Origin of the sequence: Pseudooceanicola sp. LIPI14-2-Ac024 (assembly GCF_042188925.1) — a bacterium.
Lineage (GTDB): Bacteria > Pseudomonadota > Alphaproteobacteria > Rhodobacterales > Rhodobacteraceae > Pseudooceanicola.
In genome coordinates, this window is the sequence record NZ_CP170102.1 from 3,172,037 (window position 1) to 3,196,738 (window position 24,702).

General features: G+C 68.8%; 29 protein-coding genes. 11 read left to right on the forward strand and 18 right to left on the reverse strand.

All coding sequences use genetic code 11. The annotated features are described in order from the left end of the window. Window positions 1–8 precede the first annotated feature (8 nt). From lepB to ACE2AC_RS15615, 5 genes are all read right to left on the reverse strand, one after another. Window positions 9–848: a signal peptidase I gene (gene lepB, locus ACE2AC_RS15595; RefSeq protein ID WP_375688354.1), complete on the reverse strand. Its 840-nt coding sequence runs from the start codon at window positions 846–848 to the stop codon at window positions 9–11. A gap of 122 nt (window positions 849–970) precedes the next feature. Further along, on the reverse strand, window positions 971–1,399 hold the full coding sequence (locus ACE2AC_RS15600) for a GFA family protein (protein WP_375688355.1): 429 nt from the start codon (window positions 1,397–1,399) through the stop codon (window positions 971–973). Beyond that, entirely contained in the window at window positions 1,396–1,806 is a 411-nt protein-coding gene (gene acpS / locus ACE2AC_RS15605; RefSeq protein ID WP_375688356.1) for a holo-ACP synthase, read from the reverse strand. The genes ACE2AC_RS15600 and acpS overlap by 4 nt, the downstream gene beginning before the upstream one ends. Window positions 1,807–1,813: 7 nt before the next feature. Further along, on the reverse strand, window positions 1,814–2,275 hold the full coding sequence (locus tag ACE2AC_RS15610; protein ID WP_375688357.1) for a hypothetical protein: 462 nt from the start codon (window positions 2,273–2,275) through the stop codon (window positions 1,814–1,816). Between the two features lie 31 nt (window positions 2,276–2,306). After that, on the reverse strand, window positions 2,307–2,507 hold the full coding sequence (locus ACE2AC_RS15615) for a hypothetical protein (RefSeq protein WP_375688358.1): 201 nt from the start codon (window positions 2,505–2,507) through the stop codon (window positions 2,307–2,309). Between the two features lie 92 nt (window positions 2,508–2,599). Here ACE2AC_RS15615 and ACE2AC_RS15620 point away from each other — a divergent pair, with 92 nt between their 5' ends. Then, window positions 2,600–3,517, forward strand: a complete 918-nt coding sequence (locus ACE2AC_RS15620; RefSeq protein WP_375688359.1) for a LysR substrate-binding domain-containing protein — start codon at window positions 2,600–2,602, stop codon at window positions 3,515–3,517. A 49-nt stretch (window positions 3,518–3,566) separates the two neighbouring features. Here the strand turns inward: ACE2AC_RS15620 and ACE2AC_RS15625 are convergent, their stop codons facing one another. The 5 genes from ACE2AC_RS15625 to folK are packed head-to-tail and all read right to left on the reverse strand — an operon-like array spanning window position 3,567 to window position 8,172. Beyond that, window positions 3,567–4,307: a pyridoxine 5'-phosphate synthase gene (locus ACE2AC_RS15625; protein WP_375688360.1), complete on the reverse strand. Its 741-nt coding sequence runs from the start codon at window positions 4,305–4,307 to the stop codon at window positions 3,567–3,569. Window positions 4,308–4,334: 27 nt separating this feature from the next. Next, on the reverse strand, window positions 4,335–4,955 hold the full coding sequence (locus tag ACE2AC_RS15630; protein ID WP_375688361.1) for a DUF2062 domain-containing protein: 621 nt from the start codon (window positions 4,953–4,955) through the stop codon (window positions 4,335–4,337). Between the two features lie 19 nt (window positions 4,956–4,974). After that, entirely contained in the window at window positions 4,975–7,134 is a 2,160-nt protein-coding gene (locus tag ACE2AC_RS15635; protein WP_375688362.1) for a RelA/SpoT family protein, read from the reverse strand. 39 nt (window positions 7,135–7,173) lie between these two features. Then, on the reverse strand, window positions 7,174–7,527 hold the full coding sequence (gene rpoZ / locus ACE2AC_RS15640; protein WP_375688363.1) for a DNA-directed RNA polymerase subunit omega: 354 nt from the start codon (window positions 7,525–7,527) through the stop codon (window positions 7,174–7,176). 36 nt (window positions 7,528–7,563) lie between these two features. Then, a complete protein-coding gene (gene folK, locus ACE2AC_RS15645) occupies window positions 7,564–8,172 on the reverse strand; it encodes a 2-amino-4-hydroxy-6-hydroxymethyldihydropteridine diphosphokinase (RefSeq protein ID WP_375688364.1) in 609 nt (202 codons plus the stop codon). 141 nt (window positions 8,173–8,313) lie between these two features. Here folK and ACE2AC_RS15650 point away from each other — a divergent pair, with 141 nt between their 5' ends. The 4 genes from ACE2AC_RS15650 (at window position 8,314) to recO (ending at window position 11,396) form a co-directional block, all read left to right on the forward strand. Continuing rightward, window positions 8,314–8,892 carry an NYN domain-containing protein gene (locus tag ACE2AC_RS15650; RefSeq protein ID WP_375688365.1) on the forward strand — a complete coding sequence of 193 codons (579 nt, stop codon included), beginning with the start codon at window positions 8,314–8,316 and terminating at the stop codon, window positions 8,890–8,892. 94 nt (window positions 8,893–8,986) lie between these two features. Then, window positions 8,987–9,940, forward strand: coding sequence for a 4-hydroxy-3-methylbut-2-enyl diphosphate reductase (gene ispH / locus ACE2AC_RS15655; RefSeq protein WP_375688366.1), 954 nt, complete (start codon window positions 8,987–8,989; stop codon window positions 9,938–9,940). Between the two features lie 58 nt (window positions 9,941–9,998). Next, window positions 9,999–10,616 carry a LysE family translocator gene (locus ACE2AC_RS15660; RefSeq protein ID WP_375688367.1) on the forward strand — a complete coding sequence of 206 codons (618 nt, stop codon included), beginning with the start codon at window positions 9,999–10,001 and terminating at the stop codon, window positions 10,614–10,616. Between the two features lie 45 nt (window positions 10,617–10,661). Then, window positions 10,662–11,396, forward strand: coding sequence for a DNA repair protein RecO (gene recO / locus ACE2AC_RS15665; protein WP_375688368.1), 735 nt, complete (start codon window positions 10,662–10,664; stop codon window positions 11,394–11,396). A 1-nt stretch (window position 11,397) separates the two neighbouring features. Here recO and ACE2AC_RS15670 read toward each other — a convergent pair whose 3' ends face one another. Then, window positions 11,398–12,582 carry an MFS transporter gene (locus tag ACE2AC_RS15670; protein ID WP_375688369.1) on the reverse strand — a complete coding sequence of 395 codons (1,185 nt, stop codon included), beginning with the start codon at window positions 12,580–12,582 and terminating at the stop codon, window positions 11,398–11,400. A 93-nt stretch (window positions 12,583–12,675) separates the two neighbouring features. Here ACE2AC_RS15670 and ACE2AC_RS15675 point away from each other — a divergent pair, with 93 nt between their 5' ends. Next, the gene (locus tag ACE2AC_RS15675) at window positions 12,676–13,503 is read left to right on the forward strand and encodes a helix-turn-helix transcriptional regulator (RefSeq protein WP_375688370.1); all 828 of its coding nucleotides are present in this window, start codon (window positions 12,676–12,678) and stop codon (window positions 13,501–13,503) included. A gap of 98 nt (window positions 13,504–13,601) precedes the next feature. Here ACE2AC_RS15675 and aroC read toward each other — a convergent pair whose 3' ends face one another. Beyond that, window positions 13,602–14,705, reverse strand: coding sequence for a chorismate synthase (gene aroC, locus ACE2AC_RS15680; RefSeq protein ID WP_375688371.1), 1,104 nt, complete (start codon window positions 14,703–14,705; stop codon window positions 13,602–13,604). A gap of 241 nt (window positions 14,706–14,946) precedes the next feature. Between aroC and ACE2AC_RS15685 the strand changes: the two genes are divergently transcribed. From ACE2AC_RS15685 to lpxK, 3 genes are read left to right on the forward strand one after another with little or no spacing between them, the layout of a single operon-like run. Beyond that, the gene (locus ACE2AC_RS15685) at window positions 14,947–15,189 is read left to right on the forward strand and encodes a DUF4170 domain-containing protein (RefSeq protein ID WP_375688372.1); all 243 of its coding nucleotides are present in this window, start codon (window positions 14,947–14,949) and stop codon (window positions 15,187–15,189) included. An 8-nt stretch (window positions 15,190–15,197) separates the two neighbouring features. Continuing rightward, window positions 15,198–16,412, forward strand: a complete 1,215-nt coding sequence (locus ACE2AC_RS15690) for a 3-deoxy-D-manno-octulosonic acid transferase (RefSeq protein ID WP_375688373.1) — start codon at window positions 15,198–15,200, stop codon at window positions 16,410–16,412. Further along, window positions 16,412–17,407, forward strand: coding sequence for a tetraacyldisaccharide 4'-kinase (gene lpxK / locus ACE2AC_RS15695; RefSeq protein WP_375688374.1), 996 nt, complete (start codon window positions 16,412–16,414; stop codon window positions 17,405–17,407). Before ACE2AC_RS15690 ends, lpxK begins: the two co-directional genes overlap by 1 nt. A 61-nt stretch (window positions 17,408–17,468) precedes the next feature. Here the strand turns inward: lpxK and ACE2AC_RS15700 are convergent, their stop codons facing one another. From ACE2AC_RS15700 to puuE, 4 genes are read right to left on the reverse strand one after another with little or no spacing between them, the layout of a single operon-like run. Further along, on the reverse strand, window positions 17,469–18,836 hold the full coding sequence (locus ACE2AC_RS15700) for a uracil-xanthine permease family protein (RefSeq protein WP_375688375.1): 1,368 nt from the start codon (window positions 18,834–18,836) through the stop codon (window positions 17,469–17,471). Between the two features lie 53 nt (window positions 18,837–18,889). Beyond that, window positions 18,890–19,375 (reverse strand): ureidoglycolate lyase, encoded by a 486-nt coding sequence (locus ACE2AC_RS15705; protein ID WP_375688376.1) that lies wholly within the window; start codon window positions 19,373–19,375, stop codon window positions 18,890–18,892. Then, a complete protein-coding gene (locus tag ACE2AC_RS15710; protein WP_375688377.1) occupies window positions 19,372–20,190 on the reverse strand; it encodes a bifunctional allantoicase/(S)-ureidoglycine aminohydrolase in 819 nt (272 codons plus the stop codon). Before ACE2AC_RS15710 ends, ACE2AC_RS15705 begins: the two co-directional genes overlap by 4 nt. Beyond that, on the reverse strand, window positions 20,187–21,596 hold the full coding sequence (gene puuE / locus ACE2AC_RS15715; RefSeq protein ID WP_375688378.1) for an allantoinase PuuE: 1,410 nt from the start codon (window positions 21,594–21,596) through the stop codon (window positions 20,187–20,189). The genes ACE2AC_RS15710 and puuE overlap by 4 nt, the downstream gene beginning before the upstream one ends. Before the next feature lie 75 nt (window positions 21,597–21,671). Here puuE and uraH point away from each other — a divergent pair, with 75 nt between their 5' ends. Together uraH and ACE2AC_RS15725 are read left to right on the forward strand one after the other, a co-directional pair. Beyond that, window positions 21,672–22,031, forward strand: a complete 360-nt coding sequence (uraH, locus tag ACE2AC_RS15720; protein ID WP_375688379.1) for a hydroxyisourate hydrolase — start codon at window positions 21,672–21,674, stop codon at window positions 22,029–22,031. A 3-nt stretch (window positions 22,032–22,034) separates the two neighbouring features. Continuing rightward, window positions 22,035–22,271, forward strand: coding sequence for a GlsB/YeaQ/YmgE family stress response membrane protein (locus ACE2AC_RS15725; RefSeq protein WP_375688380.1), 237 nt, complete (start codon window positions 22,035–22,037; stop codon window positions 22,269–22,271). 6 nt (window positions 22,272–22,277) lie between these two features. Here ACE2AC_RS15725 and ACE2AC_RS15730 read toward each other — a convergent pair whose 3' ends face one another. Together ACE2AC_RS15730 and ACE2AC_RS15735 are read right to left on the reverse strand one after the other, a co-directional pair. Further along, on the reverse strand, window positions 22,278–23,255 hold the full coding sequence (locus ACE2AC_RS15730) for a S8 family serine peptidase (RefSeq protein WP_375688381.1): 978 nt from the start codon (window positions 23,253–23,255) through the stop codon (window positions 22,278–22,280). A 522-nt stretch (window positions 23,256–23,777) separates the two neighbouring features. Further along, the gene (locus tag ACE2AC_RS15735) at window positions 23,778–24,698 is read right to left on the reverse strand and encodes a phosphatase PAP2 family protein (protein WP_375688382.1); all 921 of its coding nucleotides are present in this window, start codon (window positions 24,696–24,698) and stop codon (window positions 23,778–23,780) included. Window positions 24,699–24,702 lie beyond the last annotated feature (4 nt).

Consider the following 24,702-nt stretch of genomic DNA (forward strand, 5'->3'; position numbering starts at 1 on the left):
CGCCCCCGTCACTCGATCGCTTTGAAGTACCGGTCGCTGCGCCATGTCCAGAAGAACAGCATCGACCGGCCGGCCGACGAGAACATGATCCGGTCAGCCCGGCCGATCAGGTTCTCGAAGGGGACATAGCCGACCCCGCCCGCCGAAGCCGGAAAGCGCGAATCGAGCGAGTTGTCCCGGTTGTCGCCCATCATGAAGTAATGCCCCTCGGGCACGTTGAAGACGCCCGTGTCATCCGCACCGCGATAGTCGCCGATGTTCAGGATGCTGTGGCTGCTGCCGCCCGGAAGCGTCTCGATCTGGCGCGACTTGATGCAATCCGCGCCCGGCCCGACGGCCCCGTTCTCGCAGCGCGGCGGACGGCCTTCCGGCCCCTGCCGCTCATATGTCTCGACGAACTGGCCGCCATCTTCCAGCTGCACCGGCTCGCCGTTGATGTGCAGCACGCCGTCGATCATCTGGACGGTCTCGCCCGGCAGGCCGACCAGCCGCTTGATGTAGTCCTGCCCGGTCGAGGGGTGGCGGAACACCACCACGTCGCCACGCTCGGGCTCGTCACCGAAAAGCCGCGTGTTGTCGCCGTCGAGGAAGAAGCAGATGTCCTGCGCGTCGACGTCGATGCCGAAGCGCTGCAGCCGGATCGAGGGGCAGGAGGCGTAGGAATAGCCGTAGGCCATCTTGTTCACGAAGAGGAAATCGCCGATCAGCAGCGTGTCCTTCATCGACCCCGAGGGGATCCAGAACGGCTGGTAAAAGACCGTGCGGAAGACGCCCGCGATGATCAGTGCCCAGAAGATCGTCTTGATGGTTTCCCAGACCGCGCTGAAGAAGCCGCCTTCGCTCGCCATGTCGGATTGTCCCTGCTCAAGCCACCGGCGCTACATGCGGGCGGGGGCGCGTGGTGTCAAGGCGGCAGCGCCGTGCCGTGGCGTGGCGCGACATGCACGAAGTCGCGAGGAAGGGCGCGGGGTTAGAGGCTCCAGCCGTCCAGCACGGTTGGCGTCCAGCGCGCCTTGCGCCGGGCGATACGGGCGGCCGCGTCCTCGGCGTCGTAGTCGCGCGGGTCGCCGGGGTGCACGAAGGCGGCCCGGTCGTCGAGCGTGTCGATGTTGAGCACCGACCAGTGCCGCGCCCCCTCGCTCAGCAGCATGGCGACATAGACGCCGCAGCGCCGGCACAGCACCTGCCGCGCCGTCCGCAGTCCGAACGCGTAGAGCTGCAGCTCGCCCGGATCGTTCAGCGCGATGCTCACCCGCGCGCCGGGGTCCGAGAAGGTGCGCGCATTGTGCTTGCGGCAGAACGAGCACTGGCAGCGTCCGAGGATCTGCGCCTCGGGCGCGCGGTCGGTGTCGAGCGTCACGGCGATGGCGCCGCAGTGACAGCCGCCCGCGTATCTCACGGCGCCGGGTCCAGCGGCCGCGCCTCGATCACGACAAAGGCCTGCGCCCAGGGGTGATCGTCGGTCAGGGTGACGTGGATGATCGCCTCGTGCCCTTCGGGGGTCATCGCGGCCAGCCGCTCAGCCGCCCAGCCGGTCACGTGCATCACCGGCTGCCCGGTGCGCAGGTTGCTGACCGCCATGTCCTTCCAGGCGATCCCCATGCGCAGCCCGGTGCCGAGCGCCTTGGAACAGGCCTCCTTCGCGGCCCAGCGTTTGGCGTAGGTCCCAGCGGTGTCGTGCCGCCGTTCGGCCTTGCGCTGTTCGACATCCGTAAAGACGCGGTTTCGGAACCGGTCGCCAAAGCGATCCAGCGTGCCCTGGATGCGTTCGATGTTGGCAAGATCGGTGCCGATGCCGAGGATCATGGGCCTGTCAGTCGATGGTGGCGGACACGTCCCCTGTAGACTGATTGATCGTCACTGTCAGGGGGAAAGGCGGCGGGTTGCTTGGCCCGTCGGTGTAGTCGGTGACGGGAATGCGCAGGGTCAGGCCGCGCTCGGGGTCATAGCTGGCAAGCGTGTCGGCCAGCTCGATCGTGTAGAAACCGAAGTGCGGCGCGGCCTCGACGATCCGGCACTGGCGTTCGCCGATCTCGTTCCGGGGCGGCGACAGGATCATCAGGTAGGCGGGGGCGCCCGCGGGCTCCATCATGTCGATCACCGCGATCCGAACCGCGCCTTCGGCAAAGGTGGCGGTGTTGTCCTCCCACGGCTCGGCCAGGAACCGGGCGCCGGCGCGGGTGTCGCAGTCGGTGACGGACTGGGCCACGCCCGGGGCCGCGATCAGCGCGGCGGGGGCGGCCAGTGCGAGGGTCTTGAGACCGGGGGTTGGCATGTCGTCCTCCCTGAGCGGAATGCTCAGGGGGTCAACACGCGGCGGCGCGGATCGGGTCCGTTGCCGGGCGTGCGCCGGCCATCTCCACCGCGCGCCGGGGCGGCGCGGGCGGCGGGGTCAGCGGCAGGTCCGCCAGGTCCCGGTGTGACATCGCCGCGATCTCGGGATGGGCAAACGGGTCGCCGGGGGCGGGCAGGGCCCGCGGGGTCTGGAACAGTCTGAACCAGTTCATCATGGTTTTCTCCTTTCAGTTTTTCGGGATATAGAGGCGCACGGGTCACACGAAAATTGCACAAGACCTGCATATGGGTTTAGATTTTGTGAATGGATAACCTGAACCGCATCCCGCTGAACGGCCTCCGCGCGGTCGAGGCGGTGGCCCGCCTGGGCGCCCTCTCCGCCGCCGCGCGCGAGCTCGGGGTCTCTCCGGGTGCGGTCAGTCAGCAGGTCGCCCGGGCCGAGGCGGCGCTCGACCGGCGGCTCTTTGACCGCAGGCCGGGCGGCATGGTGCCCGTCGCGGGGACCGAGGATGTGTTTCGCCGCTTGCACGACGGCTTCGCCGCGCTCTCGGCCGCGGTCGAAATGACGCGCCGCGACCGGGCGCATGTCCTCACCGTCTCGGTCGCGCCGATCTTTGCCGCCCGCTGGCTGATCTGGCGTCTGCCCGCCTTCACCCGGGCGCATCCCGACATCCGCGTGCGGCTCGATTCCGATTTCGCGCTGGCCGATCCGAACGCCGGCGACGTCGATTTCGCCATCCGCATCGGCCCCGGCGGATATCCCGGCGTGACAAGCGAACGGCTCTTCGACCAGCTCGTCGTGCCGGTCTGCAACGCCTACTGGGCCGCGCGGATCGCCACGCCTGCCGACATCGCCCGGGTGCCGATCATCCGTGAACCCGGCGCGATGTTTCCCTGGGACGTCTGGCTGCGGCCCGAGGGGCTCGACCGGTCGATCCTCGGCGACGGGCCCGAGTTCAACGAGGCCTCGCTCTGCCTCGACGCGGCCATGGCCGGAGAGGGGCTGTTCCTGGCGTTCGAGACGCTCTGCCGCGACTCGCTCGACCGCGGCCAGATCATCGCCCCGGTGCCGCGGTTCCACCGGGCGGGGTTCAGCTACTGGCTGATCTCGGCGCGGGATCGGTCGCTGTCAGCGCCGCAACGGCTGTTCCGCGCCTGGCTGCGAGAGGCGATCGCCGAGGCCGGGCTGGGCACGGGCCGGATGCCGGCCGGGGCGGGGTAGGGGGCCGGGTGGGGGTCCACCCCACCATGCCCGGCACCTCGTCCAACCGTCACGCCCGCGCGTCGTCCATCAGGCGCCGCATCTCGGCAATCGCCGGCTTCAGCCCGAGAAAGATCGCCTCGCCGATCAGGAAATGCCCGATGTTCAGCTCCCGTACCTCGGGGAAGGCGGCGACCGGCTGCACCGTGTCGTAGGTCAGCCCGTGTCCCGCGTGCACCTCGAGCCCCAGCGAATGACCAAAGGCCGCCATCTCGCGCAGGCGCTCCAGCTCGGCATCGCGGACATCGAAATGCCCCTCGGCATGGGCGTCGCAATAGGCGCCGGTGTGCAACTCGATCACTTCGGCACCGATCCGGTGCGCGGCCTCGATCTGGGCGCGGTCGGCGGCGATGAAGATCGACACCCGGCAGCCGACATCGCGCAGCGGCGCGATGAAATGCGCCAGCTTGTTCTCCTCGCGCGCCACTTCCAGCCCGCCCTCGGTGGTCCGCTCCTCGCGCTTTTCCGGCACGATACAGACAGCGTGCGGCCTGTGGCGCAGCGCGATGGCCTGCATCTCGTCGGTCGCCGCCATCTCGAAGTTGAGCGGCACCGACAGCACCTCCATCAGCCCCTCGATATCGGCGTCCGAGATGTGGCGCCGGTCCTCGCGCAGGTGCGCGGTGATGCCGTCGGCGCCGGCTTCCTCGGCCAGCCGCGCGGCGCGCAGCGGATCGGGATAGGCGCCGCCGCGGGCGTTGCGGACGGTGGCGACGTGATCGATGTTCACGCCGAGGCGCAGGTGGGTCATGGAACTGCCTCCGGGTCTGGGCCGGGGCTACTTGCCTTCGGCCTTGGTCGCCTTGGCAGACTTGATGGCTTTCAGCCGCTGTTGCAAGGCCCCTTGGCGGCGGTGTTGGTAGGCCCTGATCACCGGCAGCGACAGGTAATAGGCAATCGCCCCGGCGATCAGGCCGGGAATGATCCCGCCGACGAGGTAGGGCAGGAAGATGTCATAGTAAAAGCTGCTGACCCAGTGCCAGGTCATCCGGTCGTCGGTGAAGATGGCGACGAAGTTGTGCCGCAGGGAATCGTAGGCCTGCGCGAACCGCCCGCCGACGTGCTCGTGCGCATCGGGCGGCAGGTTGCGCCGGTCGCCGAGGATGAAATGCCCGGTCTCGAGCGAGATCGCGACGATCGGCACGTAGGTCAGCGGGTTCCCGACAAAGGTCGCCAGAAGCGATGCCAGGATGTTGCCGCGGATCAGCTTGGCGATCAGCGCGGCGGTGATGAAATGGAACCCGTAGAACGGCGTGAAGGCGGCGAAGACCCCGGCAAAGACGCCGCGCGCGATCCGCTCGGGCTTGTCCGGCAGGCGCTGCACGCGGTGCTTCATGTACTGGAAAGCGCGCGACCAGCCACCCTTCGGCCAGAAGAAGTCCGCAGCCGTCTTCCACATCGGCCGTCTGTCGCGGCGCTTAAAAACCAACCGGCTCTCCCGTCGTGGCGGGCGCCGCGCGATACTCCGCGGGCGCCTTCCGGCGCCGTTCAACCGCCGCCACGTCGCTTTCCGCCTCGAGGGCGGAGACAACCGTGTGCAGGTGTTCGGCGTCACTCAGCTCGAGGTCTAGCGACACCCGGTAAAAATCCGGCTTCCGGTCCATGAACCTCAGGTCCGAGATATTGGCCTTCTGCTCGCCGATCAATGTGCAGATTCGTCCCAGCACCCCGGCGTCATTGCCCATCGTGACCTCGAGCGTCACGGGATAGATCGCCTCGTGCCGGCCGGAATGCCAGTGCAGGTCGACCCAGCGGTCGGGCTGGTTCTCGAACTCCACCAGGGAATCGCAGTCGATCGCGTGCACGACCACGCCACGCCCGCGCCAGGTGATGCCGACGATGCGTTCGCCCGGCAGCGGCTGGCAGCAGCTGGCGCGTTCAAAGGACTGGCCCTCGTTCAGGCCGATCACCGCGCGTTCCCAGGTCACGCCCTGGCCCTCGGCCGGCGTCAGGTCGGGATAGACCGCCTGCACCACCTCGCGCGCCGTCATCTCGGCCGATCCGAGCCGCGCCAGCACCTCGTCCCGGTCGGGCAGGCGCAGGTGCTTGGCGGCGGTGTCGAGCGCCTTGTCGGTGGCCTTTTTGCCGACGTGCTCGAACGCCGACCGCGCCAGTTCCCGGCCCAGCCGGATAAAGCGTTCCTTGTCCACCTCGCGCAGCGCCCGGCGGATCGCGGTCTTGGCCTTGCCGGTGGTCGCGATCTCGAGCCAGGTCGCCTGCGGCGTCTGGCCCTCGGCGGTGATGATCTCGACCGACTGGCCGTTCTTGATCCGTGTCCAGAGCGGCACCCGCATCCCGTCGATCTTGGCGCCGACGCAGGCGTTGCCGATCCGGGTGTGGATCGAATAGGCGAAATCGATCGGGGTCGCCCCACGCGGCAGCTTCACGACCTCGCCCTTGGGGGTGAAGCAGAAGACCTTGTCGGAGTACATCTCGAGCTTCACGGCCTCGAGGAAATCCTCGTGATCCTCTTCGCTGTTGAACTGCTCGGTCAGACCGGACAGCCACTTCACCGGGTCGACGGCAAACGGGTTCTCGGACCGGACGCCGTCACGGTAGGACCAATGCGCGGCCACGCCGGCCTCGGCCACCTCGTGCATCGCGCGGGTGCGGATCTGCACCTCGACCCGCTTGCCGTCGCGCCCCGATACCGTTGTATGGATCGACCGGTAGCCGTTCGACTTCGGCTGGCTGATGTAGTCCTTGAACCGCCCCGGCACCGCCCGCCAGCGGCGGTGGATCGCGCCGAGCGCGCGGTAGCAGGCGTCCTCGGTGTCGGTGATGATGCGGAACCCGTAGATGTCCGAGAGGCGGCTGAAACCCTGCCCCTTCTCCTGCATCTTGCGCCAGATCGAATAGGGCTTCTTGGCCCGGCCCAGCACCTCGGCCTCGACGCCGGACTGCTTCAGCTCGTGCCGCATGTCGGCGGTGATCCGTTCGATCACGTCGCCCGCGTCCGACTGCAGCGTGACGAACCGGCGCAGGATCGACTGCCGCGCCTCGGGGTTCAGCACCTTGAAGGCGAGGTCTTCCAGTTCCTCGCGCATCCACTGCATGCCCATGCGGCCCGCCAGCGGCGCGAAGATGTCCATCGTCTCGCGCGCCTTCTGGACCTGCTTCTCGGCCCGCATGGCACGGATGGTGCGCATGTTGTGCAGCCGGTCGGCCAGCTTGACCAGGATCACCCGCAGGTCCTTGGACATCGCCATCAGCAGCTTGCGGAAGTTCTCGGCCTGCTGCGTCTCGGTCGACGACAGCTGCAGCTTGGTCAGCTTGGTGACCCCGTCGACGAGGTCGGCGATGTCCTTGCCGAAGATGTCCGCGATCTCGCCGTAGGACGCCTTGGTGTCCTCGATCGTGTCGTGCAGCAGCGCGGTGATGATGGTCGCATCGTCCAGCTTCTGCTGGGTCAGGATCGCGGCGACCGCGACGGGATGCGTGAAATACGGCTCGCCGGATTGCCGGAACTGGCCGTCATGCGCCGCGCGGCCATAGTCATAGGCCACGCGGATCAGGTTTTCGTCTGTCTTGGGGTTGTAGGCTCGGACAAGCGCGATCAGGTCGTCGGCCGCGATCATGGTGCCCTTAAGCCTCTCACCAGGGGACGAAGCCCCGTATCAGCCCTGCCCCTGCGCTTCCATCAGCTGGCGCAGCAGGCGCTCTTCGCTCATGTCGTCCTCGGCGGGCTTGTCGACCTCGGCGCCCATCAGCAGGGACATGTTGTCGTCTTCCGGCTCGTCGACCTCGATCTGGGTCTGGTTCGCCTCGATCAGGCGCTCGCGGAGTTCCTCAGCGCTCTGGGTTTCCTCGGCGATCTCGCGCAGGGCGACGACCGGGTTCTTGTCGTTGTCGCGGTCCACGGTGATCGGTGCCCCGGACGAGACTTCGCGTGCCCGGTGCGCGGCGAGCATCACCAGTTCGAAACGGTTCGGAACCTTGTCGACGCAGTCTTCAACGGTCACTCGGGCCATGGGGCACTCCGGGTCAATGAAACGATAGAAGCGGTGTCATATGCTTTCGGACGTGGAAACACAAGGCGGATCGGCCACCCGCACCACTGAATCCACCTCACGCGCAGGCAAATCCGCGCACATTTCCGCGACGGTCCGGGCCAGAATCGGGTGCCGCCAGGCGGGTGCCACGTCGCGCAGCGGCACCAGGACAAACGCCCGCTCGTGCAGGCGCGGATGCGGGAGAATCAGTTGCCCCGGTGCCGTCTCGCGCTGTCGTTCGGGCGCCAGATCGTGCCAGTGACGCCAGGTTTCGCCGTCAGGTTGCACAATCCCGTCGCAGTCCAGCAGGTCGAGGTCGAGCGTTCGTCCGGCCCACCTTTCGCGCCGTTCGCGGTTGTGCGCGGCCTCGATAAGATGCATCTTTTCCATAACTTCGTCCGGGGCCATCGCGGACGTGAACGCCATAGCGGCGTTGACGAAGTCGGGGCCGGATCCGCTAGGAAACGCAGGGGTACGGTACAATGCACTGCACGCGGTCAGATGCAATCCGGCAGGGCCCAGGGCGGCCAGCCCCGATAGGACATTTTCCACCGGTGATAGCGGCCCGTTCGGTTGATTCCCGCCGATCGCCGCAAGGTATCGACGCGGACCGTTCTCCCGCATGTAACGAATTCCTATACTTTTGGACAAAGGCTCGCACTTGATGCAAAATTCTGTAACACCTAATTACCGCACCCGTGGCCACTATTTTATGATCTGACACTCACGGATGGCACGTGGCCTCGCAATTCGGAAGGGTTATTGATGTTTTACAAGGACGAACGGCTCGCGCTGTTCATTGATGGTTCGAATCTATACGCAGCCGCAAAGGCCCTGGGGTTCGACATTGATTACAAGCTGTTGCGACAAGAATTCATGCGTCGTGGCAAGCTCTTGCGCGCGTTCTACTACACGGCACTGCTTGAGAATGACGAGTATTCGCCGATCCGTCCGCTGGTCGACTGGCTGCACTACAACGGCTTCACCATGGTGACCAAGGCCGCCAAGGAGTACACGGACAGTCAGGGCCGTCGCAAGGTCAAGGGGAACATGGACATCGAGCTGACGGTCGACGCCATGGAACTTGCGCCGCGGATTGACCACATCGTGCTGTTCTCCGGGGATGGGGACTTCCGGCCGCTCGTGGAAAGCCTGCAACGTCAAGGTGTTCGCGTTTCGGTCGTCTCGACGATCCGCAGCCAGCCGCCGATGATCGCGGACGAGCTGCGCCGCCAGGCCGACAACTTCATCGAGCTCGACGAGCTGAAGGAAGTCATCGGCCGCCCGCCGCGCGAGCAGAACGACGACCGCGTGCGCGCGGTTGCCTCCGGCGCAAGCACCTGAGAGGACGGCGGATCGGGGCCGCCCGCACTGGACGCGGGCGGTTCGGTCGACTAGGTCGGGGACTGATGGGGATCAAGTCCGGGGAACGACCAAGATGACCGCCCGCCCGCCGCTCACCGTGTACATGGCTGCCCCGCGCGGATTCTGCGCGGGCGTGGATCGTGCGATCAAGATTGTCGAGATGGCGCTCCAGAAATGGGGCGCCCCGGTCTACGTGCGGCACGAGATCGTGCACAACAAGTTCGTGGTCGACGGCCTGCGCGACCTCGGCGCCGTCTTCGTCGAGGAACTCGACGAATGCCCGCCCGACCGCCCGGTGATCTTCTCGGCGCACGGCGTGCCCAAGGCCGTCCCGGCCGAGGCCGCGCGCCGCGAGATGGTGTTTGTCGACGCCACCTGCCCGCTGGTCTCCAAGGTCCATATCGAGGCCGAGCGTCACCACGAGAACGGGTTGCAGATCGTCATGATCGGTCATGCCGGCCACCCCGAGACGATCGGCACCATGGGCCAGCTCCCCGAGGGCGAGGTCCTGCTGGTCGAGACCGAGACTGACGTCGCCACCCTTGCCGTGCGCGACCCGGCCAGGCTGGCCTTCGTCACCCAGACCACGCTCTCGATCGACGACACCAAGGGCATCGTCGCGGCGCTCACCGCGCGGTTCCCGCAGATCGTCGGCCCGCACAAGGAAGACATCTGCTACGCCACCACCAACCGCCAGGAAGCGGTCAAGGCGATGGCGCCCCGGATCGACGCCCTGCTGGTGGTCGGCGCGCCGAACTCCTCGAATTCCCGCCGCCTGGTCGAGGTGGGTGAACGCAACGGCTGCTCCTACGCGCAGCTGGTCCAGCGGGCCACCGACATCGACTGGCGGTCGCTGGAGGGCAGCCGCGCCATCGGCATCACCGCCGGCGCCAGCGCCCCCGAGGTGCTGGTGAACGAGGTCATCGATGCCCTACGCGCGCGCTACGACGTCACCGTCGAGATGGTCGAGACCGCGCAGGAAAACGTCGAGTTCAAGGTCCCCCGCGTCCTGCGCGAACCGGCCTGACGCTTGCACCGGGCCTGACCCGGGGGCAGGGTGGCCGCGCAACCACGCGAGGTCACCGATGTCCCCCGAATACCTTCTCACCGTCCTGATCGTCTGCCTCGCCCCCGGCATCGGCGTGGTCTACACGCTCTCCATGTCCATCGGCGGCGGCCTTCGCGCGGGCATCTGGGCCGCCATCGGCTGCACCCTGGCGACCGTCGTGCACCTTGCCGTCGCGCTCCTTGGCCTTGCCGCGATCCTGCACACTTCGGCCGTGCTCTTCCAGGCGATCAAGTTCGCGGGCGTCGCCTACCTGCTCTGGATGGCCTGGACCACGCTGCGCGGCACCGGCGCGCTGGCCATCACGCCCGAGGCCCGGGCGCGCACTCTGACGCCCGCCCGCCTGATGGGCCGGGCCATCGCGCTGAACCTGCTGAACCCCAAGCTGCCGATGTTCTTCCTGGCCTTCCTGCCGCAGTTCATGCCTGCGGGCAGCCTGACCCCCACCCGCGACCTGCTGACCCTCGGCGCGGGCTTCGTCGCGATGACCTTCGCGGTGATGCTGCTCTACGCGCTCGCCGCCGGTCTGATGCGCCGCGCGGTGGTGGAAAGCGAAACCGCAATGACCTGGCTGCGCCGGGTCTTTGCCGCCAGCTTCGCCGCGCTCGGCCTGCGCCTCGCCCTCGAACGGGCGTGATCGCGGCACCTTGCCCCGCCCCGCACCACGGCAGATGATGCGCGCATGGATTGGCGGGATCAGGGCATCATCCTCGCCGTGCGGCGCCACGGCGAAAACGCGGCCATCGTCGAGGTCTTCACCCCCTCGCGGGGCCGCCATGTCGGCGTCGTGCGCGGCGGCACCTCGCGCCGGATGACCCCGATCCTCCAGCCCGGCGCCCAGGTCGACATCTCCTGGCGCGCCCGGCTCGAGGATCACCTGGGCCATTTCACCGTCGAACCCGTCCGCTCCCGCGCCGCTGCCATGTCCGACCGGATGTCGCTGGCCGGGCTGAACGCGGTCTGCGCGCTCCTCAGCTTCTGCCTGCCCGAACGCGAGGCGCACCTGGCGCTCTACCAGCGGACCGAGGCGCTTCTCGACCTGCTGGGCGACGATGACCTCTGGCCGCTCGCCTATCTCAGGTGGGAGGTCGCCCTGCTCGAGGAAACCGGCTACGGCCTCGACCTCTCGGCCTGTGCCGTCACCGGCCGCAACGTGTCGCTCGATTACGTCAGCCCGCGCACCGGCCGCGCCGTCTCGGCCCAGGGGGCGGGCGACTGGGCCGCGCGCCTCCTGCCCCTGCCGCCGGTCCTGAAGGGCGAGGGCGACGCGCCCGATCACGAGATCGCGGACGCCTTCCGCACCACCGGCCACTTCCTGCAGAACAAGCTCGCCCCCGACCTCGGCTCGAAACCCCTGCCCGAGGCGCGGCAGCGCTACGTCGACCTCTTCGCCCGCCGCCGCAAGGCGGCGGAGTAGCTCACTCCGGCGAGGTCGGCAGCAACGGGATCAGCAATCCGAAGAGCGGCAGGAAGGCGCAGACGGCATAGACCGTCTCGATCCCCACGTGGTCCGCCGCGACCCCCAGCAGCGCAGCCCCCAGCCCGCCCATGCCGAAGGCGAGGCCAAAGAACAGCCCCGACACCATGCCGACCCGGCCGGGCATCAGCGCCTGCGCATGCACCACGATCGCCGGAAAGGCCGAGGCCATGAGGAAGCCCACCGTCACCGCCAGCCCCATCGTCAGCCACAGCCCGGCGTAGGGCAGGGCCAGTGCAAACGGCAGCGCCCCCCAGAACGAGATCGCGATCACCGCCCGCGTGCCCAGCCGGTCCGACAGCTTGCCGCCGAGGATCGTGCCAAGCGCCACGGCGGCGAGAAAGACGAACAGCCCCATCTGCGCCTCGCCCTCGCCCATCCCGAACCGGTGGGCGAGGTAAAACACGTAGTAGCTGGAAAAACTCGCCATGTAGAAGAACTTGGAAAACATCAGCGCCAGCAGGATCGCGATGCCCCGCTTGACGTGCACCGGCGCCACCGGCGCGGCACCCGCCCGGCGGCGGCTGGCCGGGGCCGGGCGACCGTGGGCCCAGCGGGCGATGGCCGCAAGCAGGATCACCCCCGCCGCCGCCACCGGCGCGAACCAGGCGATGGCCTGCTGGCCATGCGGCAGGATCACCGCGGCAACGACCAGCGGCCCCACGGCCGACCCGGCGTTGCCGCCCAGCTGGAAATAGCTCTGCGCCATGCCGAAACTGCCCTGCGAGGCCAGCCGCGCGACCCGGGCCGCCTCGGGGTGAAAGATCGACGACCCGCAGCCCAGCATCACGCAGCCGACCAGCAGAGCGGCATAGCTGCCGGCGAACGCCAGCACCACGAGCCCCGAGAAGCTCACCACCATCGCCATCGGCAGCGCAAACGGCATCGGCCGCCTGTCCGTCACCGCGCCCACCACAGGCTGCAGCAGCGAGGCGGTGATCTGGTAGCAGAACGTCATCAGCCCGAGCTGCGCAAAGCTCAGGTCAAAGCCGCCGCGAAAGACGGGATAGCTCGCCAGCAGAAGCGATTGCAGCAGGTCGTTGGTGAAATGTCCCAGCGAGGCACCGGCCAGCACGCGGTTCGCGGTCAGGCGGGGGGTGGTCTCCTGGGGGAAATGGGCGGTCATGGTCGAGTCCTCGGGTCTTGTGCCGCCCATATGCCCCGTGGCAGGCTTGGCCCACAATTCGCAGCGGGACAAGTTCTATCGCAAATGGGCCAGTTGATCGGAACCATACCGCCCGAGGTGCAGGCGATGCGGGCCGAGGGCGCGGACATCCTGCGCCGCCGGCAGGATTATCCCGATGGCCTGCTGATCGAACCGCACAGCCACCCGCGCGGGCAACTGCTCTACGGCCTCACCGGGATCGCGCTGGTCCGCACCCGCGACGGCGCCTGGATGATGCCGCCCGAGCGGGTCCTCTGGATCCCGCCGGGCATCACCCACGAGGTCCGGATGATCGGCGAGGTGCAGATGCGCAGCCTCTACCTGCGGCCCGGTGCCGTGCCGCCCGCGGCGCGGCTGCCCGGTGACCGGTGCGAGGTCTTCGCCGTCTCGACCCTGATGCGCTGCCTGATCGCCGAGGCTGCCGAGATCGTTGCCGAAGCGCCGACCGACAGCCGCGATGCCGCCCTCCTGGCGCTGCTCCTGCACGAGGTCGCGCGGCTGGAGCCGATCCCCCTCTCGGTGCCGATGCCCGCCGATCCCGCCCTGCGCCAGCTCTGTTCGGATTTCCTGCTCGCCCCGGATGCCGGGCAGGGGATCGACCGCTGGGCCGACCGCCTGAACATGAGCCGCCGCAGCTTCACCCGGCATTTTCGCGAGGGCACCGGACTCTCCTTCGGCGACTGGCGCCAGCGGGCCGTGGTGCTGGCCGCCGTGCCGCGCCTGCTGGCGCGGGAGCCGGTGACCGGCGTCGCGCTCGACCTCGGCTACGACACCCCCGCGGCCTTCACCGCGATGTTCCGGCGGGTCACCGGCGCCGCGCCGCGCGATTACGTGAACGGCTCGGTGACCGCGGCGGAAAACACCGACGCGATACCGACGTGATACCGACGCAATACCGACGTCCCGTTCGCAGGCTTAACCCCGTCCCGACGGGCCCGGCGTAGGGTGGGGTTCCACCCCACCCCGAAACCGCCCCGAAATCACCCGATCCGCCCGCCGGCATCGCCGATCTGGCCACGGTGCAGCAACAGATGGTCAAGGATCACGCAGGCCATCATCGCCTCGCCCACTGGAACCGCGCGGATCCCGACGCAGGGATCGTGCCGCCCCTTGGTGATGATCTCGGTCGCCTCGCCGGCCTTGGTGATCGTCTGCCGCGGTTTCAGGATCGACGAGGTCGGCTTGACCGCAAAGCGGACGACCACGTCCTGACCCGTTGAAATCCCGCCCAAAATCCCGCCCGCGTGGTTCGAGGAATAAACCGGCTTGCCGTCGTTCCCCATGAAGATCTCGTCGGCGTTGGCCTCGCCCGTCAGTTCGGCGACGGCCATGCCCTCGCCGATCTCGACGCCCTTCACCGCGTTGATCGACATCATCGCCGCGGCTAGGTCGGTATCGAGCTTGCCGTAGATCGGCGCGCCCAGTCCGGCCGGCACGCCCGAGGCCACGACCTCGATCACCGCGCCCACTGAATTCCCGGATTTCCTGAGCGAATCCAGGTACTCAGCCCAATCCGCCGCCGCGCCCGCATCCGGCACCCAGAACGGGTTGCGCTCGATCTCGGCGGCGTCGAATGCCTCCCGGTCGATCTTCTTCGGCCCCATCTGGACCATGTAACCGGTGATCTTCACCTCGGGCGCCAGCACCCCAAGCGCCGCCCGCGCCACGCCGCCGGCCGCCACGCGGGCCGCGGTTTCGCGTGCGCTGGACCGCCCGCCGCCGCGATAGTCGCGGATCCCGTATTTCTGCCAATAGGTTATGTCGGCATGACCGGGGCGGAACTTCTCGGCGATCTCGCCGTAATCCTTGCTCCGCTGGTCGGTGTTGCGGATCATCAGCTGGATCGGCGTGCCGGTCGAACGCCCCTCGAACACGCCCGACAGGATCTCGACCTCGTCCGCCTCGCGCCGCTGGGTGGTGAACTTCGAGGTGCCCGGTTTGCGCCGGTCGAGCCACTGCTGGATCGCCGCCGCGTCGACCTCGACGCCCGGCGGGCAGCCATCCACCGTCGCGCCAAGCGCGGGCCCGTGGCTTTCGCCCCAGGTGGTGACCCGGAACAGGTGGCCGAAGCTGTTGATGGACATGGGTTCTCCCTCGCGCGGTCGCGGTTTCCTACCGCAAGGCCCCCGCCCGCGCAATCGCGCGGGCACATCACAAGGGTCGCGCAATCGCGCGGGCACACCTTCACCGGCCCGCGCCCCCTCGCGTGCCGACCCGCGCCGGCACGCGGCGCAAAGACGCTGTTAACCGGCCGGTGCTTTTCATCCCCCCGAGCAATGCTTAGACTCCCGGTCAACGACCCGGCCCAATGCAAAGGACCCCGCGATGCAGCGCCTTCACCTCGTCTTCGGCGGCGAGCTTGTCGATCCCACGAAGAACGTCTTCAAGGACGTCGACGCCATCCATATCGTCGGCATGTATCCCGACTATGCCACCGCCTACGACGCCTGGAAGGCCGAGGCGCAGCGCACCGTCGACAACGCCCACATGCGCTACTACATCGCCCACATCCACCGCCTGCGGGACGAGGAAATTCCCGCCTCGCCGACCGAAGAACTGGGCAACTGAGGGTCTGAATGGCACGATCGGTCAGCTTGTCCGCCTACCTGGCGCTGGCCCGTCGTCCGGTTCCGCCCGACTGGTCCCCGCCCGACACGGCCCGTCCCCGGGGGCGGCTGGTCTGGATCCACGTCGCCTCGCAGGCGGCGATGGCGGGGCTGGTGCAACTGGCCAAACGGATCGACCGCGAACGCCCCGGCACCCATGTCCTGATGACCTGCGGTGATGATGTCATCCCATTGAAATCATTGCCTGAAAATGTCATTCCAGGTGATGTCCCGCCGGAAAACATCGGCGCTTCCGAGGCCTTCCTGGCCCATTGGAAGCCCGACCTCCTGCTCTGGTCGAACGGCCACCTGCGCCCGGCCCTGCTGACCACGGCGGGGCGCGCGGGGCTCAGGATGTGCCTCGTCGACGCCGAGGAGACCGCGCTGGAGGAAGCCCGCTGGCGCTGGCTGCCCGACATGTCGCGCGGGGTCATCAGCCAGTTCGGCCGCGCCTTTGCCCGCACCGCCAATGCCGCGCGCCGGCTGCAGCGGCTGGGCCTTCCGGCCGAACAGATCGAGATCACCGGCCCGCTGCAGGAAAGCGACCGCGCGCTGAGCTGCAACGAAGAGGAGCGGAGCGAGCTTTCCGCCGCCATCGCCGGCCGCGCGGTCTGGCTGGCCGCCATGGTCGACGAGGCCGAGATCGACACCGTCCTGCGCGCGCACCGCCAGGCCTCGCGCGCCAACCACCGCCTTCTGCTGATCCTCGTCCCGCGCGAGGAATCCCAGGGCCCCGCGGCACGCGCGGCGCTGAAGGACGAGGGCTTTCGCCACGTCTGCTGGTCCGAGACCGAGCTGCCGGGCGAGGCGACGCAGGTCCTGCTGGGCGACACCCACGGCGACATGGGGCTCTGGTACCGGCTGTCGCCGATCGCCTTCATGGGGTCTTCGCTGGTCGCCGGAAAGGGCGGCTGCAACCCCTATGAACCGGCGGCGCTCGGCTCGGCCATCCTGTCGGGGCCGAACACCGACAGCTACCTCGCCGATTACGAGAAGATGGTGCGCGAGGGCGCGGCCCGGATCGTGCGTGACGCCCCGGGCCTTGCCGCCGCGGTCACCCGGATCAGCGCCCCCGACCAGGCGGCCGCCATGGCCCATGCGGCCTGGGCGCTGGCGACCGAGGGGGCCGAGGCGACGGACGAGCTCCTGACCCTCGTCGGCGACGCCCTGGACGGGCAGTTCTGATGCGCGCGCCCGGCTTCTGGCACCGCCCGCCCGGCATCGCCTCGACGCTGCTGGCCCCGCTCGGCGCGGTCTACGGCATGGCGACGCGGCGGCGGCTGGCGGGGCAGGCGGGGTTCGATCCCGGCGTCCCGGTGATCTGCGTCGGCAACATCAACGCAGGCGGCACCGGCAAGACGCCGACCGTGATCGCCCTGCTGCAGCGGCTGGCCGACCGCGGCGTCGCGGCCCACGTCCTGTCGCGCGGTCACGGCGGATCGCTCGAAGGGCCGCTGCGGGTCGACGAACGGCAGCACCGCGCCGACGAGGTCGGGGACGAGCCGCTGCTGATGGCGGCCTTCGGGCCGGTCTGGGTCGGCCGCGACCGTGTGGCGACCGCGCAGGCGGCGGTGGCGGCGGGGGCCGGGGTCCTGCTGCTCGACGACGGCTTCCAGAACCCGGCGCTGAAGAAGGACCTGTCGATCGTGGTGGTCGATGCGGTCATCGGCTTCGGCAACGGACGCTGCATCCCGGCGGGACCGCTGCGCGAACCCGTCGCGGCCGGCATGGCGCGGGCGGACATGGTGCTTTCGGTCGGCCAGCCCAGGGCGCAGTCCGCGTTTCACGACCGCTGGGGCGCACAGGTCACCGTGCCGCACCTGACCGCGTCGCTCGAGCCGCTGCAGATGGGGATGGACTGGCACGGCACGCCCTACCTCGCCTTCGCGGGGATCGGGCATCCGGGCAAGTTCTTCTCGACCCTGAAATCTCTCGGCGCCGACCTGGTGCAGACGGTTGCGTTGTCGGATCACCAGCCGCTGACGCCCGCGATCATGGCCCGGCTCGAACGTGACGCGGCCCAGCATGGGGCGCAGATCGTGACGACCGAAAAGGATGCCGTCCGCCTGCCGCCGGACTGGCGGGGCAGGGTTCTGACGCTGCCCGTACGGATGCGGTTCGACGACGAGGCGGCGCTTGACGCGGCGCTCGCGGGGGTGATGGGGCACGACACGGCGTGACGCCCCGGCCATGAAAAAGGCCCGCCGGGGCGGGCCTTTTCCGGATGCTCTGGCTGTGGCCCTACTCCAGCTCTTCGGGCAGCAGCAGGTTCAGCGCGATCGACAGCCCGGCCGCCGGCAGCAGGCCCGAGGTCAGCAGGATCTGCAGCCATTTCGGCAGGTGTTGCAGCGCCGAGGGCTCAAGCTGCAGGCCGAAACCGACAGAGAGCGAGACCGCGAAGATCACCATGTTCCGGCGGTTCCACTTCACGTCCGACAGCATGTTGATGCCTGCCGCCGCGACCATGCCGAACATGACGATCACGCCACCGCCCAGCACGTTGATCGGCACGGTCGACACGATGGCCCCGACCTTGGGGACCAGCCCGCAGACGATCAGGAAGATGCCGCCGATGGTGACGACGTGGCGGCTCATCACCCCGGTCATCGAGATCAAGCCGACGTTCTGGCTGAACGAGGTGTTGGGCAGCCCGCCGAAGATGCCGGCCACCGCGGTGCCCAGGCCGTCGGCATAGGTCGCGCCCGCGATCTCCTTGTCGGTCGCCTCGCGGCCCGCGCCGCCCTTGCAGATGCCGCTGACGTCGCCGACCGTCTCGATGGCCGAGATCACGGCCATGAACATCATCCCGACGATGATCGCGACGTCGAACTCCATCCCCCACTTGAAGGGCATCGGCAGGGCAAAGACGGCGGCGTTGCCGACGTTGCCGAAGCTGACCTGCCCCATGAGAAGCGCCACGACGTAGCCCGCGATCAGGCCGATCAGGATCGCCGAGACCGAGACGAGGCCCTTGGTGAAGAACTTGATCGACAGGGTGACGACGATCACGACCAGCGCCGGGAACCACATGGCGAAGGTGCCGAACGCCTCGGTTCCCATCTTGGGCACGCCGCCGGCGGCGTACTGGATGCCGACCTTGATCAGCGAAAGACCGATCATCAGCACGATCAGCCCGGTCACCAGCGGCGGCAGGGCAAAGCGCAGCCGTCCGATGAAGGTGCCGAGGAAGAAGTGGAAGACGCCGCCGATCAGGATGCCCGTCATCAGGCCGGCCATGCCCGCGACGCCCTGTCCGGCGACGGCGGGGATCATGATCGGCAGGAAGGCAAAGCTCGTCCCCTGCACGATCGGCAGCCGCGCCCCGACCGGCCCGACGCCGATCGACTGGAACAGCGTGGCGATGCCGGCAAAGAGCATCGACATCTGGATCATGTAGATCAGGTTCGGAAAGTCCGGGCTGTTCGAGCCGAAGCCGAAGCCCGCGGCCCCCGCCACGATGATCGCCGGCGTGACGTTCGAAGCGAACATCGCCAGCACGTGCTGGATGCCGAGCGGCACCGCCTTGCCGATCGGCGGCGTGTAGTTCGGATCGCGCAGCTGCTCGGGCGTGCCGAGCGAGGTGTCCCTGTAGGTGGCAGTATCAGCCATTTGTTTTGTCCCGTTCCGTTGGTGTTCCGGCCCACCTCTCGCGGGCGGGTCCGTCACGAGATTACGACAAATGGCTCATCAAGAAAGCATTCTTGCAGGTTCGGCGTGTCGCCGATGCGGTCGATCACGGCAAAGAGGCCCGGTTCTGCCAAAGGCGTGAGCACTCCGTGCCACGTCCCGCGGTGGAAATTCACCGCCTGCCCCTCGACCGGAAGGAAGGCGCGCGGCGCGCCGGGGCGGCCATCCGCATCGGGTGCGACGATCACCAGCCAGCGCATCGGCGCCATCGGGATGAAGGCCTGGGAGCCCTCGGGGTGGCGTTCCAGCATGTCGCATTCATAGGGCAGGTCGCGGGGCCGCGCGCGGAAAAGGCTGATGCCCGCCCGGCCGCCCGGCCCGAAATCGAGCGTCGCGCGGTCGTGGTAGCGGTCGCACCAGCCCGCGTTGATCACCTTGTCCGGCGCGCCCGCGATGTCGAGGACGTCGCCGAACGGGGCGAAGGCCTCGGCCGTCAGCGGCTCGGCGTGGATCGTGCTCACAGCTCCAGCCTCGGGTGGCGGTTGACGTCCTTGTAGAGCAGGTAGCGGAACGGTTCGGACCCGCTGGCGTGGCAGCCCTGCGGGCAGAAGGCGCGGAGCCACATGAAATCGCCCGCCTCGACCTCGACCCAGTCGCGGTTCAGCCGGTAGACCCCCATGCCCTGCAGCACCAGCAGGCCGTGTTCCATCACGTGCGTCTCGGTAAAGGGCACCTCGGCGCCGGGGTGCAGGTTCACGATGGTCACATGCATGTCGTGGCGCAGGTCGGTCGGATCGACGAACCGCGTGGTCGACCAGCGCCCCTCGGTGTCCGGCATCTCGGCCGGGGTCACGTCGCGGTCGTTGGTGACCACCACGTCAGGCGCGTCGAGGCCCGGCACCGCCTCGTAGCGCTTGCGGATCCAGACGGCCACCGCGCGGCTGTCGCCCGCGCGCACCGACCAGTCCGTTCCCGGCGGCAGGTAGGCGAAGCCGCCCGGCTCCATCACGTGGGTCGCGCCATCGACGTTCAGCGTCAGCTCGCCCTCAAGGACAAAGATCACGCCCTGCACGCCCGCGTCCGGCTCCGGGCTCTCGGACCCGCCGCCCGGCTTCATCTCGAGGATCAGCTCGGCAAAAGTCTCGGCGAACCCGGTCAGCGGGCGGGCGAGGATCCAGGCGCGCGTGTCGTCCCAGCCGGGCAGCAGGCTCGCGGTGATGTCCGACTGCACCCGGCGCGGCATGAAGGCATAGGCCTCGGTGAACACGGCGCGGCCGGCGATGATGTTGCGTTGCGAGGGCAGGCCGCCCCAGTCGGAAAAATAGCTACGGGTCACGGCAAGAGGTCCTTCAGCCGGTGATAGGCGATGCGCTCCACCTGGGCGCAGGCCGCCTTGAACTCGGTCTCGCGGTCATTGGCAAGCCGGGTCTCGAAGGCCGCCATGATGCTGGCCTTGGTGTTGTCCTTTACGGCGATGATGAAGGGAAAGCCGAATTTCGCGGTGTAGGCGGTGTTGTGCGCCTCGAACGCGGCACGCTCGGCATCGGTCAGCGCGTCGAGCCCGGCCGAGGCCTGTTCCGACGTGCTCTCGGCCGTCAGCCGCTTGGCCTGCGCCAGCTTGCCCGCGAGGTCGGGGTGCGCCTTGAGCACCTCCAGCCGCTCCGCGTCCGAGGCGGACCGGAACGCCCGCGCCAGCGCGTTCCAGAGCCCGATGGCCCGGTCGTGCGCGGGGCCCAGTTCCAGCTCGAACGCGCGTTCGGCCACCCAGGGCGAATGTTCGTAGATGCCGCCGAAGGCCGCGACAAAGGCGGCGCGCTCCATCTCGGACGGCACCAGGTCGGGCCGCACCGGCGGATGCACCTCGGCCCAGTGGCGGGCGATGTCGATCCGGCGGGGGAACCAGACGCCTTCGTGCCCCTGCGCGTAGTCCACGAACCGTTTCAGCGCCTGCACCCGGCCCGGGCGGCCCAGCAGGCGGCAGTGCATGCCGATGCTCATCATCTTGGCGGCGCCCGCCTGCCCCTCGGCGTAGAGCGCGTCGAAACTGTCCTTGAGATGGGCAAAGAACTCGTCGGGCCCGCCGAACCCGGCGGCCACGGCAAAGCGCATGTCGTTGGCGTCCATCGTGTAGGGGATCACCAGCGTCTCGCCGTTCGCGTGCCAATAGGGCAGGTCGTCGTCGATCGTGTCCGAGACCCATTTCATGCCCATCTCGGCCGCCAGTTCCACCGTGTTCATCGAACAGCGCCCGGTGTACCAGCCAAGCGGCGGTTCACCCGTCACCTCGGTGTGCAGGCGGACGGCCTCCTCCATGTGACGCCGCTCCTCGGCCGCGTCCATGTCCTTGTGCTCGATCCATTTCAGCCCGTGGGATGCGACCTCCCACCCGGCCTCCTGCATCGCCCAGACCTGCTCGGGCGACCGCGCCATGGCGGTGGTCACGCCGTAGACTGTCAAGGGAATGCCGGCCCCGGTGAACAGCCGGTGCAGCCGCCAGAACCCCGCGCGCGCGCCGTAGTCGTAGTTCGACTCCATGTTCCAGTGGCGCTTGCCCTCCCACGGGGCGGCGCCGACGATCTCGCTCAGGAACGCCTCGGACGCGGCGTCGCCATGCAGGATGTTGTTCTCGCCGCCCTCTTCGTAGTTCAGCACGAAACTCACCGCGATCTTCGCGCCACCCGGCCACCGTGCGTCGGGCGGGGTCGGACCATATCCGATCAGGTTGCGCGGATATCGCTGCATGTGCTTGTCTCCTTTCGAGCGGTGCCGGTCATCAAAGACCGGCACCGGCCCACTTGCAAGCGGAAGGCACGCGAAATGGCTGAAGGCTACCTGACCACGCATGTTCTGGACACCGCGCGGGGCCTGCCCGCCGCGGGCCTCCGGATCACGCTGACGCGGATCGTGGGCGACACCCGGACCCTGCTGGCCGAGATGACGACCAACGACGACGGCCGCACCGACAGCCCGATCCTGCCGAAGGAAAGCTTTTCCACCGGGGAGTACGAACTGATGTTCCAGGCGGGCGACTACCTGCGCGCCTCGGGGCAGGCGGGGGATGAGCCGCTGTTCCTCGACGAGGTGCCGATCCGCTTCGGCATCTCGGACGTGGACGCGCATTACCACGTGCCGCTGCTGCTCTCCCCCTTCGGCTACTCGACCTACCGGGGGAGCTGAGCCATGGGCATTCTCCTCTGGATCCTGATCGGCGCCGCGGCGGGCTGGATCGCCACCCGGATGCTCGACATCAAGGCGACGCCGGCGCAGACCGTCATCATCGGCATGGCGGGCGCGGTGATCGGCGGCTTCGTCCTCAAGCTGGTGCTGGCCGCGCTTGGCCTTCTCGGCGGGATCATCGGCGCGGTCGTCGGTGCGCTGGTCGTGCTCTGGCTCTGGGATCGCTACAGCAACAAGTGACCGCGCTCAGGTCGGAGGCGAGAAGGCGGCCCAGCTCAGCCGGGGTTCGGCCGTGGCATGGACGCTCGCCGCGCCGCCGGTCAGCAGCGCCTTGGCCGCCGCGCCGTCGCCGGGCGATCCGACCGCGAGCCGCCCGGCCGACACCGCCAGCGACACCAGCCCCGCCGTCACCGCCACCGCGCCGGAGGTGCCGCTGAACCGGCAGAAGGCCGAGCGGTAGTCGAGCACCGACTGGTTCGGTCCGTAGGCATCTGCATAGGGGCTGGAGTTGTAGCCTGCCCGCCCCGGCACATCGGTCGAGACGAGGTCCTGCGGCGCGAAGGTATGCGCGTCGGGCGCGCCGCTGTCGGCATCGAACACCTTGAGGTCGTCGCGATAGGCCGCCGAATGGTCCGACGGATCGTAGCCCGGCGCCTGCGTGTCGACGCGCTGCAGCTCGGCATCCAGCCGCTCGCCGTCCCCGCTCGGGGCGTAGAGGGTGACCATGTCCGACACCGGCGTGTAGCTGGCAGGCTGGCCCGCGGCCGTCCGCGCGCCAACCGCGACGATGCCGTTGCCCGGGGCGGCAAGGCTGGCGGGATAGAGCAGCGTTGCCTGCGCACCGTTCCCGGCCGCGCAGATCATCGGGACACGGTCGGCGATGGCCTGCACCAGCGTGTCGAGCAGGGCCCATAGCTCCATCTCCGTGTCCCGCAGCCCGACGCCGAGCGCGCGGGACAGCGCCTGCGTGTCGTCCGGGTCGCTTTCCGGCGCAAGGCTGGCGGGCGAGGGGAAGTCGCGGGCCAGCACGATCACGTCGGCGCGGATCAGCACCGCGTAGAGCAGGGAGAGCACCAGTTGCTCCGGTTCAGGGTCGAAATTGGTCGAGATCGGGACGATCCGGCAGAACGGATCGACCCCCGCGTAGGCCAGCCCGAGGCCCGCGCCCTCGCCGGTCTCGACCGCCTCTCCGGTGGTGAGGTCGAGGACACCGGGGCTCGACACCTCGACCTCGGCCGGGGGACGGGCCGCGCGCCGATCAGGCCCGCCATCGCCGTCCCGTGGGCCGAGAAGCTGTCGCGCGTCGCGGCGTGGACCTGCGATCCGTGGGGCGAGGCAGCGGGCGTCGCCAGGTAATCGACCATTGCGGTCCAGAGCGCATCGGCCCCCGCGGGCACCCAGCCCGGCCGGGCGGTGTCGGTCCCGCCCAGCACCTGTGCCAGAGCGGCGGGGTCCGCGGCGATCCCGAGGCGCCCCGAAAAGAAGTCGATCGCGCGGTCCCGGTCGATCGCCGTCGCGAGGTTCGGGTGGGCCGCGACCGAGGTGTCGATCAGCGCCACCGTCGCGGGGCGTCCGCCGCCCGCGATCCGGTCCGCGGCGGCATCCCAGCCCTCGGCCGCGAAACCGGCGAGGTCCTCGACCACCCCGATGTCCACGAGGTGCCAGAGCGCGTGGTAGGCGCTGTAGGTGCCCGGGCCCCGGTCGGCGTCGGTGTCGATGTCGAGCGTGTTCATCGGTCTCTCCCCCTCAGGTCCATTCCGACCGCGCCAGCAGCATCTGGTCCTCGAGCACAACCTCGAAGACCGGCGTCATCATCCGCGCCAGCGCCCGCCCCGCGGCGGTGTCGGCCGGATAGTGCAGGCCCGCCCATTCCCGGTTCTCGGCGATGCGGCGGGCGCTCAGGAACAGCTCGGCGATGCCGGGGTGTTCGGGCGCCACGCGGGCAAAGACGAAGGCCACGGCATAGGAAAAGAAGGCGTGGTTGGACGGGTAGGTCGGGTGCCGGGGCGTCGGGACGAAGGGTTTGATGCGCGCGTTGATCACGCCGGGGCGCGGCGCGTCATAGCGATCCTTGTAGCGCAGGCCGATCTCTTCGCAGAGCCGGGCGAGGATCAGGAACAGCGCCGTGGTGTGTGGCACCGCGCCGGGTTCCTGCACGCCGAGCGGGCGGAGGTAGCCGGAGAGCTCCAGCTCCTGCTCGCGCACGATCTCGTCCCGCCGGCCCTCTTCCTCGTAGGTGCGCAGGGCGGCCTGTTTCTCGAGCAGGCCCAGCGTCTGCGCGTGGAACTCCGCCGGCGACGGCGGCAGCGGCAGGGGCAGGTCGGTCCAGTGCTCGCGCAGCCGGTGCAGGCGGTCGACCTCCTGCCACGGCAGCAGGATATCCGGCGTGTCGCCGACCGCCTGCGCCAGGTCGAGCGAGGTGCGGTTGCGGTTCCTGTTCCGGTTCCTGTTGCGATTGCGGTTCCTGTTGCGGTTGCGATTGCGGTTCCGGTTGAACAGCGCCGAGGCCGCGCCGGCGCCCGGCGGGGTCGCCAGCAGGGTTGAGGCTTCGAACACGCCGCCGGCCCCCAGGCCGGTGTCCTTGAGCGTCTCCTGGTCGACGGTTTCGAAACTGTCCCCGACCGCGAGCAGCCAGGTCTTTGACAGGAACGTGCTGAAAGGATTCATGGCT

Bases quoted from the DNA above. Each gene is read 5' to 3' on its own strand.
- ispH (WP_375688366.1), top strand. From the start codon at position 8,987: ATGACCGCCCGCCCGCCGCTCACCGTGTACATGGCTGCCCCGCGCGGA.
- acpS (WP_375688356.1), bottom strand. From the start codon at position 1,806: ATGATCCTCGGCATCGGCACCGATCTTGCCAACATCGAACGCATCCAG.
- folK (WP_375688364.1), bottom strand. From the start codon at position 8,172: ATGCGGGAGAACGGTCCGCGTCGATACCTTGCGGCGATCGGCGGGAAT.
- ACE2AC_RS15700 (WP_375688375.1), bottom strand. From the start codon at position 18,836: ATGGCTGATACTGCCACCTACAGGGACACCTCGCTCGGCACGCCCGAG.
- ACE2AC_RS15625 (WP_375688360.1), bottom strand. From the start codon at position 4,307: ATGACCCACCTGCGCCTCGGCGTGAACATCGATCACGTCGCCACCGTC.
- ACE2AC_RS15660 (WP_375688367.1), top strand. From the start codon at position 9,999: ATGTCCCCCGAATACCTTCTCACCGTCCTGATCGTCTGCCTCGCCCCC.
- ACE2AC_RS15690 (WP_375688373.1), top strand. From the start codon at position 15,198: ATGGCACGATCGGTCAGCTTGTCCGCCTACCTGGCGCTGGCCCGTCGT.
- rpoZ (WP_375688363.1), bottom strand. From the start codon at position 7,527: ATGGCCCGAGTGACCGTTGAAGACTGCGTCGACAAGGTTCCGAACCGT.
- ACE2AC_RS15620 (WP_375688359.1), top strand. From the start codon at position 2,600: ATGGATAACCTGAACCGCATCCCGCTGAACGGCCTCCGCGCGGTCGAG.
- ACE2AC_RS15685 (WP_375688372.1), top strand. From the start codon at position 14,947: ATGCAGCGCCTTCACCTCGTCTTCGGCGGCGAGCTTGTCGATCCCACG.
- ACE2AC_RS15610 (WP_375688357.1), bottom strand. From the start codon at position 2,275: ATGCCAACCCCCGGTCTCAAGACCCTCGCACTGGCCGCCCCCGCCGCG.
- lepB (WP_375688354.1), bottom strand. From the start codon at position 848: ATGGCGAGCGAAGGCGGCTTCTTCAGCGCGGTCTGGGAAACCATCAAG.
- ACE2AC_RS15630 (WP_375688361.1), bottom strand. From the start codon at position 4,955: ATGTGGAAGACGGCTGCGGACTTCTTCTGGCCGAAGGGTGGCTGGTCG.
- uraH (WP_375688379.1), top strand. From the start codon at position 21,672: ATGGCTGAAGGCTACCTGACCACGCATGTTCTGGACACCGCGCGGGGC.
- recO (WP_375688368.1), top strand. From the start codon at position 10,662: ATGGATTGGCGGGATCAGGGCATCATCCTCGCCGTGCGGCGCCACGGC.
- ACE2AC_RS15650 (WP_375688365.1), top strand. From the start codon at position 8,314: ATGTTTTACAAGGACGAACGGCTCGCGCTGTTCATTGATGGTTCGAAT.
- ACE2AC_RS15615 (WP_375688358.1), bottom strand. From the start codon at position 2,507: ATGAACTGGTTCAGACTGTTCCAGACCCCGCGGGCCCTGCCCGCCCCC.
- ACE2AC_RS15735 (WP_375688382.1), bottom strand. From the start codon at position 24,698: ATGAATCCTTTCAGCACGTTCCTGTCAAAGACCTGGCTGCTCGCGGTC.
- ACE2AC_RS15670 (WP_375688369.1), bottom strand. From the start codon at position 12,582: ATGACCGCCCATTTCCCCCAGGAGACCACCCCCCGCCTGACCGCGAAC.
- aroC (WP_375688371.1), bottom strand. From the start codon at position 14,705: ATGTCCATCAACAGCTTCGGCCACCTGTTCCGGGTCACCACCTGGGGC.
- lpxK (WP_375688374.1), top strand. From the start codon at position 16,412: ATGCGCGCGCCCGGCTTCTGGCACCGCCCGCCCGGCATCGCCTCGACG.
- ACE2AC_RS15635 (WP_375688362.1), bottom strand. From the start codon at position 7,134: ATGATCGCGGCCGACGACCTGATCGCGCTTGTCCGAGCCTACAACCCC.
- puuE (WP_375688378.1), bottom strand. From the start codon at position 21,596: ATGCAGCGATATCCGCGCAACCTGATCGGATATGGTCCGACCCCGCCC.
- ACE2AC_RS15725 (WP_375688380.1), top strand. From the start codon at position 22,035: ATGGGCATTCTCCTCTGGATCCTGATCGGCGCCGCGGCGGGCTGGATC.